Source organism: Zunongwangia sp. HRR-M8 (assembly GCF_027594405.1).
Taxonomy (GTDB): domain Bacteria; phylum Bacteroidota; class Bacteroidia; order Flavobacteriales; family Flavobacteriaceae; genus Zunongwangia.
Window position 1 is genome coordinate 1,448,949 of the sequence record NZ_CP115161.1, and the last position, 13,167, is coordinate 1,462,115.

Sequence of the window (13,167 nt, forward strand, 5' to 3'; positions counted from 1 at the left end):
GTTTTTAGAAAACAAGTGGAAAATGCTCAATATCAATCTATAGTATCGTACTCGATAATATAAATGTCTTCGTTTGGGCGTTTCATGTAATATTTTTGGCGGGCAAATTTTTCTAATTCTATCGAATCTCCCAATGTGCCAATTATAGCTTTATCCCGTGAAATTTCTTTTTGATAATACTCCTTGTTTTCTCTAAGCTCGTTAATTTCCTGATCTAATTCGTGATGAACAAACCAGGAATTACTATCTAAAAAGAACATCCAAATGGCGAAAATAAGTCCTAAAAGGATATACTTATTGCTAAGTATTTTAAACCATTTTTTATTACGAAGTTCTTTTAATTTCATCGATTTAAATATACAAAATTAAGATAAGCGATCTTTGATAATTGTTTGCACAATATCAACAGCTACTGTATTGTAACGATTGGTTGGGATTATAAGATCTGCAAATTCTTTTGTGGGTTCTATAAACTGGTTATGCATTGGTTTAAGCGTTGTTTGGTATCGCCAAAGCACTTCTTCTAAATCACGCCCACGATCTGCAATATCGCGTTTAAGACGTCTAATTAAACGCTCGTCACTATCTGCATGTACATAGATTTTTATATCGAACATATCTCGAATATCAGCATGGGCAAGGATAAGAATACCTTCTACGATCACTACTTTACGAGGGTGAACTTCGATAAACTCTCCTGTTCTGTTATGTTCTTTGAAAGAATATACCGGTTGCATTACATTATTACCGGATTTAAGCTCTTTAAGGTGAGAAACCAATAGATCGAAATCTATAGATTTTGGATGGTCGAAGTTAATCTTTTTACGTTCTTCGAAGCTAAGATGGCTGGTATCCATGTAATAGGAATCCTGAGATATTACATCTACTTCTTCGTTTTTTAATTCGTCGATTATTTGATTTACAACGGTAGTCTTTCCGCTACCAGTGCCTCCGGCAATTCCAATTATAAGCATTTATAAAAATTTGGGGCAAATTTAATTATTTGCCCCAAAAAATAAATGTTATTCTGTTTTTTCTACTGCGGCAACTTCTTCTTCGGTTACCATATCGTTGATATTGTTGCTCCAGGAGTTCATTGCATAGTTAAGAGCATCTGCAACTTCTTGATTATTTAAGCCCATTGGCGTCATTACATTATCATATTCTTTCCCATTAACGGTGATTGGTCCCTGCATACCATATTTTACACCACGAATACTTTCAGTACGTTTTTCTGTTAACCAGTTAGAACCGTCAAGTGGAGGATAAGTTCCCGGAATTCCTTTACCGGTAGGGAGATGGCAGGTGACGCAAAGTTGTGAATATACTTTTTTTCCTCTCGCAATACTTTCGTCTAACGGTGTTTTTTTTGCAGAAGCATTATCTGCCGGGATAGTATAAGATTCCTCTTCTTCTTTAGCATCCTGCTTTTTATCTGATTTGCAGGCCATGGCACCCAGAATAATAGCAATACTCAATAACTTTTTCATTCTTTCTTGTTTGTGTTATTTTATTCTGTTTTCTTAATTAATTTTAAAATACCTTTTCCTTCGACGCCAAGATAAATAATTCCATCGGGACCTTCAACCACATCTCTTAGTCTTCCTACATTTTCAACTAATTTTTCACGTTTAGTAATTTTCTTTCCGTCTAAAACCAATAGTTCTAAATACTGAAATTTAAGTGATCCAGCTAGCAGATTACCTTTCAACTCTGGGTATTTGTCTGAAGTTACATATTCAAATCCGCTTGGAGCGATAGACGGCAACCAGTAGAAGATTGGATCTTCAAATTCTGGTTTAGTGCGTTCTTCTGTAATAGGTGTGCCATCATAGTTTTCTCCATAGGTTACAATTGGCCAACCGTAATTTGCTCCTGCTTTTACTATATTGATTTCATCGCCACCTTGTGGACCATGTTCATGCACCCAAATTTCTCCAGTCTCTGGATTTAATAGCATTCCCTGTGGATTACGATGTCCATAAGAATAAATGGCTTCTTTGGCATTTTCTTTTCCGACAAACGGATTGTCTCTAGGAATGCTTCCGTCGTCATTCAGCCGGTATATCTTACCATTATCTCGAGTGATGTCTTGCGGATTTACATCACGTGCACCACGTTCTCCTGCTGAAAAATAAAGATAGCCGTCTTTATCGAAAGTTATTCTAGATCCAAAATGCTGTCCTCTGGTTGTATTTGGTGCCGCTTTATATAAAACTTCAACATCTGAAAGTTTAGTACCTTCAATTTTGGCACGCCCCAGTGCTGTATTTCCTCCTTCACCTTCTCCTTCTGGAGAAGCATAAGTAAAATAGATCCATCCATTATTTTTATAATCTGGATGAACTGCTACATCTAGAAGTCCGCCTTGTCCTCTAATATACACTTCAGGAACATTGGAAAGTTTTTGTGTTTTCCCATCTTTAAAATGAATCATTTCTCCAGATTTATCGGAGATGAGCATACTGCCATCTGGTAGAAAATCTATTCCCCATGGAATTTGAATGCCATCAACAACCATCTCGGTAGTGTAATTTTCGTTAGTTTCAGCCGGTATTGGATCTGGAACTTTTGATTGTTCCTGCTGAGGGGCATCGGTTATATTTTCGTTTTCTGCCTTATCTTTATTTTTTGCATCCTCGGCACACGCAAATAACATTGTAGCTATTCCTATGGTTAACAGTGATTTTTTCATGAATTATGTTCTATAGATTATTTGTAATTTAAGGTATTAAAATCTATAAAATAAACTTATTCGGAAAAAATCTCATATTTCCATTGCAGAGCAAAAAGAATTAGTATATTTGCAGCCGCAATCGAGTAATCATTGCAACTCGGGGTGTAGCGTAGCCCGGTTATCGCGCCTGCTTTGGGAGCAGGAGGCCGCAGGTTCGAATCCTGCCACCCCGACCAAGACCATATTAAAATGGTATAAAAAACCTTGTTAATCTATTGATTTTCAAGGTTTTTCTGTTTTTGGACGGTTTTTCATATCATTTGCAATCATTAAAAATGAGTCCGATTCGGTGACCTTTTTTTGGTTATCTTGTTGTTCATATTGATTTGACTTTCGTTTTCACGCCTTTTGTTTAATTTGAAAACGAAACACTATGAAAAATGCCTTAAGTTTTGGAATTCGTTTTATTCCAAAATCATCGAAAGCCAAAAATGGTACTGCTCCCCTTTATGCACGAATTACCGTCAATTGAGAACGTATTGAACTCAGCCTTAAATCAAGGATTATCGTAGTCTCTGGAACGAGAAGCGCAGCGGTTTGCTAGACTTTAGCGAAGAAAGCCTGCAAGTCAACAAGTCAGCAATATAGGACGGATATTATGCTTCCTATTTTCCGTTTAAACTTTTAAAGTTCTTCGTGCTGAAGGAGAAAAACGATTAATTGAATTGGCTAAAATTCATCACGGATATTCAACTTCAATAATTATTAATTTTGATCTAAGATGATTTTGTATATAATTTTAGGTCTTTTAAAACTTGATTACTTAATCCAGCTAACACAATAATACTCACAATCATAATTGTGATAAAGCTATTATTTTGTTCTTTTAACAAGAAAACTCCAACTGCAAGAAATATTAAGGAAATTACTGCGGTAACTTTTGTTTGACTTGATATTTTATTCATTAAATAAATTTAAGATATTTCTGATCAATACTGTATATTCATATTTACTAAAATTAATAATTTTTTAATACCATAAAAAATGAAATTCAAGATATGTGTCTGTGGACACAATCTTTATTGTTCCTATGGTCGCATTAAAAAAAAGAGAGGTTTAATGGAAAGCGTTATTAATTCCATTTACTTTTTTATCCATAGCATTTCCTTTTTTTAGTTTTATTGAAGCACTACTTAAGGTTAAGTGAAATACATTTTACGTTGCTTTCATTGACTTTTTTAGCGCTATCACATTACCTTTCTGATACTAAATCCTGTTTTCTAATTATCAAAAAGGTAAGGCTGTAAACTGCAATGTAAGCTTATAGCTATAAAATGTAGATTGGTCAATTTTACCAAAATGCTACTGAAGCGAATTTAGGTCAAAAGCAAATATCAGTAATCAATTAAGTCATGTTTTCATTTGCTTTTGGCATGTGTGTTAAAGATCATTTCGACGCGCCTTTTAAATTGCAATGCTGTGGATAATATGGTGAAGAAAAATACCATTTAAACGAAAATTGAATTATTTCAATATTATCTGAACACCCTAAATTTTAATGAAAATTGCTTTTTAAATGGTTAGACGAATTAATTATTTAGCTATATTTAGGATGTTTAACCAATTCTATATCAGGTATGAAGACACTAAAGCCTTTTCTAACAGTGATTTTATTTATGATCACTGCTACCACTTCTATTCTTTACGCTCAAGAAAAAAGTGATACTGTTTATATGTTAAATGGCGAGACTAAAGAAGGGAAAGTAACCGCTATTCAAGAGAACTCTATTGAGTTTGTATATAGTGGCGAAGATCTAACTTACGAATTAAAAAAAGCCGATGTCCAAAAAATTGTTTTTGGCAGTGGAAGAACTCAGATAATTTCACAAGTAGCCTCTCCAACCTCTAATATTGGCACTACAAGTGCTGCTGACCGCAAAAATAAATTAGCTGTGCTTCCATTTACGATGGTTTCGAACGATCAGGGCTTAATGAGCGAAGCAATGTCTGGCCAAATCCAACATGCTGCAATTAATTCCTTTAAAAAGAACACAAGGCAACTTATGGTACAGGATCCTATGACGACTAATGCTATTCTCTTAAAAAATAATTTAGATCCAAATAGTATAAAAACTTTGATGCCACAAAAGGTTGCTGAAATATTAGGAGTAGAATTTGTGGTTTATGGAACGGCCAATATTAGTTTTGAGGGCACCCGTTCCTATGGAAGTTCTAGCACCACCTATAAAGATAAAACTGAAAAGGACAAAGCCAAAAAAGAAGATAAAAGTTCAGGAAAAGAGTTTACTTCAAACAGTTCCTCAACAACATCAAATTACGATACGTCTATAGAATTAAATATTTTTTCTGACTCTGGGAGTAATCTTTATTCAGTAAGTAGAAATGCATTTGGAAGTTCATTAGACACTTACGATGGAACTTTAAATTATTTAATTAAAAGATGTCCCTGGGGTAGTAAAAACAAGTAAAATATAGCTACTAATTTCAGGGCTTCAAATTTATGATAATTTGTAAAAATTGCCATCAGCATTTTCAGGGAAACTTTTGTAATAGATGTGGGCAGAAAGCTACTGTAAAAAGGATTCATCGCGGATTTATTTTTAATGATTTACAGTTAGGCCTTTTCAATATCGATTCAGGTTTTTTCTTTACTGCTAAGGAACTTTTTACTCGGCCGGGTTATGCTATTAAAGATTATATTGTAGGTAAGAGAGTTCGATATTTTATGCCGGTCTCGCTGCTTATACTGTTATCCACAATTTATAGTTTTCTTTACCATTATCTGGAGATTGATGTCTTTTATCAAGCAACAAACAAGTTTAATGGGGATGAAAAATACTTGAAACTTGTAGAAACTTTAGATGGTAATTATGTCTATTATACGCTTGCTACATTGCATGTATTTACATTCAGCTCATGGTTAGTATTTAGAAAGACAGCTTATAATTTTTCAGAGCATTTTGTACTGAATACGTATGCTGCCAGCCAGCGATTAATATTTCATACCGCTTTGCTAGGGGTGTTATACGTTATTCCCGAAAAGCCGGGTGTGTATCAATCTATTACAGCTGTCCAACTAATCGTAGATGTTTTACTAATTCTATGGTGCAATATTCAGTTTTTCAAACTAAAACCAATCATTATAATCTTTAAAAGCATATTGATATTAATCTTAACTTTTTTCATTCTAACCTTTATAATTTCTATTTTCTATCATGTATTATAATTCTACCCATTCTTTCCTTTTCGTATTTTTGGTGATGGTTTTTAATATCAGTCTAGCCCAACAAAAGGATTCTACCGCTGTTATCTCTTACGCAGAAAAAATGCAGATCAAACTTAATGTAGATTCGCATCTAGAAAATTACTATATAACAAATAGTGATGATGAAACAGATTTAAATCTGGCTCTTAATAATGATCTTAGACTAACAGTACTATTAGACTATAAAATTTTTAGTTTTTCTTATTCTTTTACGCCTGATTTTTTACCTGGCAACCACGGAGATGATGAAAAAGGAGAAAGCAGCTATTCAGATTTTGGCATTTCTCTATTCCCGGGACAATTTGTGCAGCAACTGACCTACCAGCGAATGAAAGGATTTTATGTGGTAAATTCTGATGACTTTGCTTCGAATCTACCAGAAGATAATCCCTACTTACTTTTTCCCGATTTAAAAAGAACATACTATGGCGGATCTACTGCATATATTCTGAATCCAGATTTCTCTATAGAAAATTTGGTATATCAAAGAGAGTGGCAGCGCTATAATGCTGGTAGTTTTGTACCTCGATTAAACTATAGCTATACTGAATTTTCAAATGATTTTGAAGACTTTAAAGGAAAAGAAAAAGATTTTGATTTTAGTTTAGATCTAAATTATTACTATAACTGGGTTCTTGCAGAAAAATTTAATCTATCACCATACGCTTATGGGGGATTAGGTACCCGTATAGAAAATTATAAACAACGTGGCGATAATCTCAACGAAGAAGATAAAAATACATATTTTACTCAGGAATACGGAGGCGGACTTCAACTAGGTTTCAATACAGATACATTTTTAATGGGTGCAAGAGTATCTTATAAATCTTTAAATTATAAGAATGCTAATGATATAAGTATACAAAATGACTCTTGGTATGGGCTATTTTTTATAGGATATCGTCTAGATCCTCCTGAAAATTTAAAGAGAATTGCCGATAAATATTAAAATTTAACCAATGTATTTTCGCATAATTATAATGGTATTGTCTTTCATCCTATTGATAAGATGTAAGGATACTAATGAAGAGCAAAAAGATCGAATTTACCAGAAAAGCAATAGTATAATTCCAGATGGATCTTATGTAAGTAATCGATATGAAGATCGAAATGAAGGTTATGATTGGGTAGGTGTTGAAGTAGTTTCATTAGACGATACCTTAATAAAAATTTCTATACGTTCTAGAGCAGATCTTAAACGACCTACCTGTACTTTGCATTGCATTGCAAGAAAATTAAATGATACCGTCTATCAATCTGTTGAAACGACAATCCCTGTACGTTTTAAATTTACTAAACAAGACTTATCTATTTATTCTTCATCACCACAAGAGTTAGCTTACTTTTGTTCGGGTGGAGCTAGTATTGAAGGTAAGTATCGAAAGATCCTTGAGACTCTAGATACTTCTCAGGTGGATACAAGGTTATATTCAAAATACCTACATAGTGATGGGATTAACTTTGAAATCACCATGCAACAAGATGATAGCCTGAAAATTTTATCGGTTAAACCTGCAGGTTTATCTAAAGATAATTCTACATATACCCAGCAAATAGATAAAGACATTGTCTCTGTTAGAGCTTTAGATCTGAATGATGATGATTCGCCTGAGCTCTTGATTGTACTGAAAGATTTTAATTCTCAAAAATCAACCATCTTAGCATTTACAACAAATCAGAAAAAATCAATGAGTACCATTAACTTTGAGGCGACCGATTTTTATTTGTATAAAGGATACTATAGTGGATATGATACTTATGAAATAGAAAAGGGTAAACTAGTAAGAAAATTTCCAGTGTTTGAAAATGGAGAACCGAGTAATTACCAACAAATAATAACGTATAAGCTTGAACCGGGAGAAGCTATGCCCCAGTTCAAAATTTATTCAGAAAGGTCAGTCAAAATAAATCAATAAAATTGCTATGTGCTAATAATTTAGTAAAGCGTAAATTTTACTAAATAAAGTCAGTTAAGATTGAATAAAGTGATTCCGATTCGGTGACCTTTTGAAAACGACTTTCGAAACCTCCCGATTGGCAAGGCTACATCCCGACGATAAACTTATAAAAGTCACTGAAAACATTTTTTTGATGATGTTTGTTTTGTGGCATTTAAGATTGATTCTTTATACATGATTGGTTCTGAATATATAAAGTAATCATTACCCAAAAGATCATTCCAAATGCACAAATCCACTGTAAAAGGATCATTCTTGCTTTAACTTTCTATGTATTATGATTCACAACATAAATTATTTATCTAACTAATTTCATTTAAAAACTCAGTTGTTCTTTGAATAAGTAAGATTGTCTTCTGGAAATTTCAACTTCCTCTCCTGAATTCATTTCGATTTTTAGTTTTCCGTTAAACCAGGATACCACTTTTTTAACGTGATTTATATTGATTAATTGCTGTCTATTTGCTCTAAAAAAGATGTCGTTTGGTAATTTTTCTTCGATTCGACCTAGAGATTTATAGATAAGGGGTTTGTTGTTTTCAAAAAATACACGAGTGTAGTTTCCTACGATTTCAAACATAAAAATATCCTGAATTTTTACTAACCAGCATTTTTCTCCATCCTTTATAAAGATTTGCTTATCAAGACTTAAAGCATTCTCATTTTTTGGATCTGAAGTTTCGTTATTAGAACCTTTTTCGAGAACTTTTTCTATAGACTGCGAAAAGCGTTTTTGATTAATGGGTTTTAATAAATAGTCAAAGGCATTATATTCAAAAGATTTGATCGCATATTCATCAAAAGCGGTTGTGAAAATAGTTAAAGGGACTTCATCCAACATTTCTAACAACTCAAAACCATCCTTCTCGGGCATATTGATATCTAAAAAAAGAAGATCTGGATTGTATTCTGTTATTAACTTAAAACCATCATCTACATTTGCTGCTTCACCTATAAGTTCTATTTCTTTATGTGAAGCTAGAAGTTCTTTTAACTCATTTCTAGCTAAACGAGAATCTTCAACAATAACTGCTTTTAAAGTTTTCATGCTGTTGGAATATTAATTGAGGCCATCACTTTATTTTCTATCTCTTCTAATTTGAAGTCTGCTTTTTCACCATAAAGTAGTGCTAATCGCTGCTTTATGTTTTTCAAGCCTAATTCTGTACTATCCTTGCTGGTTTTTAGTGTTCCTGTATTAGTTACCTCGATTTTTAACTGGTGATCACTTAGGGATGTGGAGAGCACTATTAACCCTCCTTCTTTCAAACTGGATATTCCATGTTTTATGGCATTCTCGATAAGCATCTGTATAATCATGGGAGGGATTAATATGTTTAAAGATCTTTTATCTATTTTTTCTTCAAATTGGAGACGATCTTCTAACTGAATTTTAGAAATTTCAATAAAGTTTCTAACCATATCGAGCTCATCCTCTAGTGCAATAGAATTTAAAGTACTTTTCGTCAAAGAATAGCGTAAAGTTTCAGAAAGGCTTGTGAGCATATTTCTGGCCCTTGGAACATCTTCCAAAATTAAGCCACGAATATTATTTAAACTATTAAACATAAAATGTGGATTAATCTGTCCTTTGAGTGTGTTTAATTGCGACTCTTTAAGATTAGATTCAAGTTTTAGTCTGGTTTCTCTGCTTTTGTTTAGTTCCATTAGTCCTTTTACAGCTACGTAGAATACTGTCCACATCGCGAAATAAATAAAATAGTTCAGTGTAAAAATCAAATTGTTCTTTAGACTCTGCGAGGGATGTTCTAGAACGTCAATCCTATTATAGATATAAGTATATGTAAACTTATTATATATCATATAAGCGGAATAAAATAAAGCGGTAGCAGCTAACAAAAAACCTATAATTATAAATAATTGCTTGAGCTTAAGCGCGTCAAATGGAATAAATTTGTTTATGATTCTTTTTAATTGATGGGTAAAGAAGATAGATAACAACATCACTACAAAAAAATCCATGATAATCTGCCAGATCTTCAAATTAAGCTCATTACCGCCGGCCCAATAGCCTAAGGCCATTATACTCGATAACAAGGACCAGATGACTATTTGGATTATCCAGTACGATATTGTTTTTGAATTGAGGTTCATTAATTTCCAATAGGTGTTATTGCTGCGTTCTCTAACTGATTTATCTCTGATTCTAGTTCTTTCACTTCAATTTTTGTTTTCTTAAACAGGAAATTGCCAATTACGATAAAAATAAAGGTTAGAGCCATGAATATAAGTAAAACAAAGAGATTTATATTTTTTCCATTTAATTGAGAAGGTACCACGGTAAGAATCCAAATAAACATAATGCTTGCTTCATATTTTTCCCTTTTCGCAAGATATAGTTTATACCTTTTAAGCTGAAATCCAATGTTTTCCTTATCAATGCTATAGTTTTTCAGCCATAAATTATTGATGGTGTAGCCAATGAGTAGCATAACTCCTAATGCCATCGGAATCAAATATTCGATATGTTCCCTCATTTGATATATCAATTTGGTAGAAATAATAATTAAGAGAAGAGCGGAAATTTTTGCTAATTCTGATCCCTGTAATAGTTTATTGAATTTTTCTACCGGAGTTTTTGATGATTTTTTCATGATGATTTTGTTTTAATTTAATAGTGTTTGAATAATGAAATCGGTGGCTGCAATGATTAATGCGAGCATAACTGTTTGTTTTTTGATTGTTTTATAAAGATAAATTACTAATACTAAATAATAATTTAAAATATGGGGAATGGTAAATTCTATATGCTGTACGGAACATGAGAATGGAGAGTAAAAGAGCCTAATATGATGAATAAATATAATAGGCTCTTTTTGATGAAACTATTTAAGATGTTTTGCAAAAAATCCTATTATGGTCTTATATAGTTCTACTTTGTTTTCTTCATGATAAAATCCATGACCTTCATTGTATTTTACCATATAAGGAACATCAATACCTCTAGCTCTCATATTTTGTACTATTTGATCTGATTCATTGATATTTACTCTGGCATCATTCGCACCTTGAATAACAAATAATGGTTTCGTTATTTTGTCTACATGAAGAGCAGGAGAGACTTTTTCCATGATTTTTTGTTCGCTTTCGTTTTCAGAATTATACCATTGTTCATTAAACTGAGCCATAAAAGGTTTCCAGTATTCAGGAAAAGAATCCTTAAACGTAAATAGGTTACTTACACCTACATAATCAACTCCGCAGGTATATAGATCTGGAGTTTTTACGAGACTTCCTAACGTAGCCAGACCGCCGTAACTAGCTCCGAAAATTGCTATTTTTTCATCATCAATAAAATCAAGCGTTTTTGCGTATGCCACAGCATCTTCAAGGTCGTTAAGCATTTTTCTTCCTATTTGTTTATTTCCTTTTAGAAAAAAATCTTTGCCGTATCCACCAGAGCCTCTAAAATTAACTTGTAATGTGGCATAACCTCTGCTCGCAAATAGTTGAGTTTTTGAATTAAAACCCCAATAATCTCTAAGCCCATAAGGACCTCCATGAGGATTTAGAATAAGCGGGACCTTTTTTCCCTCAATATTATTTGGGATCGTTATGTAACCGTAGATTTTTAATCCATCTCTGGATATAAAGTTTATAGGACGCATTTCTGCCATATCTTCTTCATGCAATTGCGGCATCATGTCTAAGATCTTTGTAAAAGTATCCTCTTTAACATCGTAAGTATAATAAGTGCCATAAATTCTATCGGTTTCCAATAGTATTAAATACTTTTCTTCGTTATCGGTATGATCAACAATACTAAATACTTTATCCCCAAATTGTTCTTCAAATTTTCGATGTAATTTTTTATAATAATCGCTTACGGGGATGATGCGGGTTTTTTCTCCTATGTAATAATAATAGTCTATCTCGAAATTTCTTTTTCGAGAACGCGCAAATCCGCCTACATCAAATGTAGGATTACTGTAAACTTTTTCAATAATTTCATTTTTCGCTAAATCGTAAAGAACCAATTCGTTAGTATTACTCTCTAGATTGGACAATACATAAGCATCGTGCTTGTATGGAGTATTGTAATTAAATGCAATCACTCTAAAAGTTTCTTTCCAATTAGTGGTTAGCACTTGATTAAAAGGTTTATCTTTTTCAGTTCTATAATATAAGGCACGATCTACACCATTTTGCTGTTTTGTATATCCTCTTAAGTTTCCATCTTTGTCAAATCTATAATCTAAAATAGGGGAGGAGGTGTCTTTGTTTTCGAATAGTTTTTCTAGATCGCCAGATACAATATTTAATTTATAGGGTTCGAATACTTGTTTAGATTCTTTGTTTAATGATACAATTATTAGATCTGGTTGATCTTTTAAAAAGTCTAAAATTTGAACTGAAACTTCGTCAAATGGTGTTAAAGCTTTGTTGTTACTACCATCAAGGTTTGCGGCAAAAAGTTGAAAGTTTTCATTACCGCCATTGTCTTTAACATATAGCAATCTGCTATCGTTAGCCCAGCCATAATATCTTATTAACTCATCTTGTTCTTCGATAGCACGAGTGATCTTGCCTGTTTTGGTATGTTTCACGTAAACATGATTTTTGCCTTTTTCATCTTTCTCTCTATAGGAAACATAAGTGCCCTTGGGAGAAAATTTAAAATCACTAGTCGCCGGATCTCTAAAATAATCTTCAACTGAATATTTATAAGATTTATCATCGAAAGTTGCTATTTTCTCAAAAGTTTCCTTCGATGATGGTAGGGCTGTATTTCCAGGTTTCTTTTTTATAGTTTTTGTTAGATTAAGAGGAAGTTCCATTCCGCCTTGATAAAAGGTACCTGTAAGTTTTTCCTTATCTAGAATTCCTTCATATTTAATACCTCCTTGAGAGAAAACTATGCTAAGTTTATTTTCTTCAAAAAATGTAGAATCCATTGAAATATCAAATGCGCCTTGTTGAGGACTATCCATAGTAGAGGATAATATTCCGTCTTTTTTTTGAATATTAAATATTAATGGTATTTCTTGACCTTGTGCTTCTAAACTGCCTTTCCAAGAACCGATGATATCCTGTGAAAAAGCAGTGATTGATAAGAAGAACATAAAAATACCTAAGATTACTCCTGTGTCTTTGTTCGTTTTTTTCATGATTGTTATTATTGATTAGCTTCATGTAAAACTACTTGAACATCTAAGTTTATCTGTTTAAAATATGATGAGTGGTTATATGCTTTTCTTCAGCGGAATATAGGAGAGATAAGAACG

Annotated in this window: 13 protein-coding genes and 1 tRNA gene; 5 read left to right on the plus strand and 9 right to left on the minus strand. The window is 32.8% G+C overall.

What is annotated here, in order from left to right:
* Positions 1-32: 32 nt before the first annotated feature.
* From PBT89_RS06080 to PBT89_RS06095, 4 genes are read right to left on the minus strand one after another with little or no spacing between them, the layout of a single operon-like run.
* Positions 33-347 carry an FtsB family cell division protein gene (locus PBT89_RS06080; protein ID WP_270058607.1) on the minus strand — a complete coding sequence of 105 codons (315 nt, stop codon included), beginning with the start codon at positions 345-347 and terminating at the stop codon, positions 33-35.
* A gap of 18 nt (positions 348-365) precedes the next feature.
* The gene (udk, locus tag PBT89_RS06085; protein ID WP_270058606.1) at positions 366-974 is read right to left on the minus strand and encodes a uridine kinase; all 609 of its coding nucleotides are present in this window, start codon (positions 972-974) and stop codon (positions 366-368) included.
* 48 nt (positions 975-1,022) lie between these two features.
* Positions 1,023-1,490, minus strand: a complete 468-nt coding sequence (locus tag PBT89_RS06090) for a c-type cytochrome (protein WP_270058605.1) — start codon at positions 1,488-1,490, stop codon at positions 1,023-1,025.
* Positions 1,491-1,510: 20 nt separating this feature from the next.
* Entirely contained in the window at positions 1,511-2,695 is a 1,185-nt protein-coding gene (locus tag PBT89_RS06095; protein WP_270063861.1) for a PQQ-dependent sugar dehydrogenase, read from the minus strand.
* Positions 2,696-2,835: 140 nt separating this feature from the next.
* Between PBT89_RS06095 and PBT89_RS06100 the strand changes: the two genes are divergently transcribed.
* Positions 2,836-2,913, plus strand: a tRNA-Pro gene (locus PBT89_RS06100).
* 540 nt (positions 2,914-3,453) lie between these two features.
* Here the strand turns inward: PBT89_RS06100 and PBT89_RS06105 are convergent.
* Complete coding sequence (locus tag PBT89_RS06105) at positions 3,454-3,642, minus strand: hypothetical protein (protein ID WP_270063862.1); 189 nt, start codon at positions 3,640-3,642, stop codon at positions 3,454-3,456.
* A gap of 672 nt (positions 3,643-4,314) precedes the next feature.
* On the opposite strand from PBT89_RS06105, the gene PBT89_RS06110 reads away from it, so the two are divergent.
* From PBT89_RS06110 to PBT89_RS06125, 4 genes are read left to right on the plus strand one after another with little or no spacing between them, the layout of a single operon-like run.
* Entirely contained in the window at positions 4,315-5,166 is an 852-nt protein-coding gene (locus tag PBT89_RS06110) for a hypothetical protein (RefSeq protein ID WP_270063863.1), read from the plus strand.
* 32 nt (positions 5,167-5,198) lie between these two features.
* Positions 5,199-5,924: a DUF3667 domain-containing protein gene (locus tag PBT89_RS06115; RefSeq protein WP_270063864.1), complete on the plus strand. Its 726-nt coding sequence runs from the start codon at positions 5,199-5,201 to the stop codon at positions 5,922-5,924.
* Positions 5,914-6,912: a DUF4421 family protein gene (locus tag PBT89_RS06120; RefSeq protein ID WP_270063865.1), complete on the plus strand. Its 999-nt coding sequence runs from the start codon at positions 5,914-5,916 to the stop codon at positions 6,910-6,912. The genes PBT89_RS06115 and PBT89_RS06120 overlap by 11 nt, the downstream gene beginning before the upstream one ends.
* Positions 6,913-6,922: 10 nt before the next feature.
* On the plus strand, positions 6,923-7,879 hold the full coding sequence (locus PBT89_RS06125) for a hypothetical protein (protein WP_270063866.1): 957 nt from the start codon (positions 6,923-6,925) through the stop codon (positions 7,877-7,879).
* Between the two features lie 358 nt (positions 7,880-8,237).
* Here the strand turns inward: PBT89_RS06125 and PBT89_RS06130 are convergent, their stop codons facing one another.
* The 4 genes from PBT89_RS06130 to PBT89_RS06145 all read right to left on the minus strand — a co-directional run bounded on the left by PBT89_RS06130 (position 8,238) and on the right by PBT89_RS06145 (position 13,050).
* Entirely contained in the window at positions 8,238-8,969 is a 732-nt protein-coding gene (locus PBT89_RS06130; protein ID WP_270063867.1) for a LytR/AlgR family response regulator transcription factor, read from the minus strand.
* Positions 8,966-9,964, minus strand: coding sequence for a sensor histidine kinase (locus PBT89_RS06135; RefSeq protein ID WP_270063868.1), 999 nt, complete (start codon positions 9,962-9,964; stop codon positions 8,966-8,968). The genes PBT89_RS06130 and PBT89_RS06135 overlap by 4 nt, the downstream gene beginning before the upstream one ends.
* A gap of 71 nt (positions 9,965-10,035) precedes the next feature.
* Entirely contained in the window at positions 10,036-10,536 is a 501-nt protein-coding gene (locus PBT89_RS06140; protein ID WP_270063869.1) for a hypothetical protein, read from the minus strand.
* 231 nt (positions 10,537-10,767) lie between these two features.
* Positions 10,768-13,050, minus strand: a complete 2,283-nt coding sequence (locus tag PBT89_RS06145) for a S9 family peptidase (protein WP_270063870.1) — start codon at positions 13,048-13,050, stop codon at positions 10,768-10,770.
* Positions 13,051-13,167 lie beyond the last annotated feature (117 nt).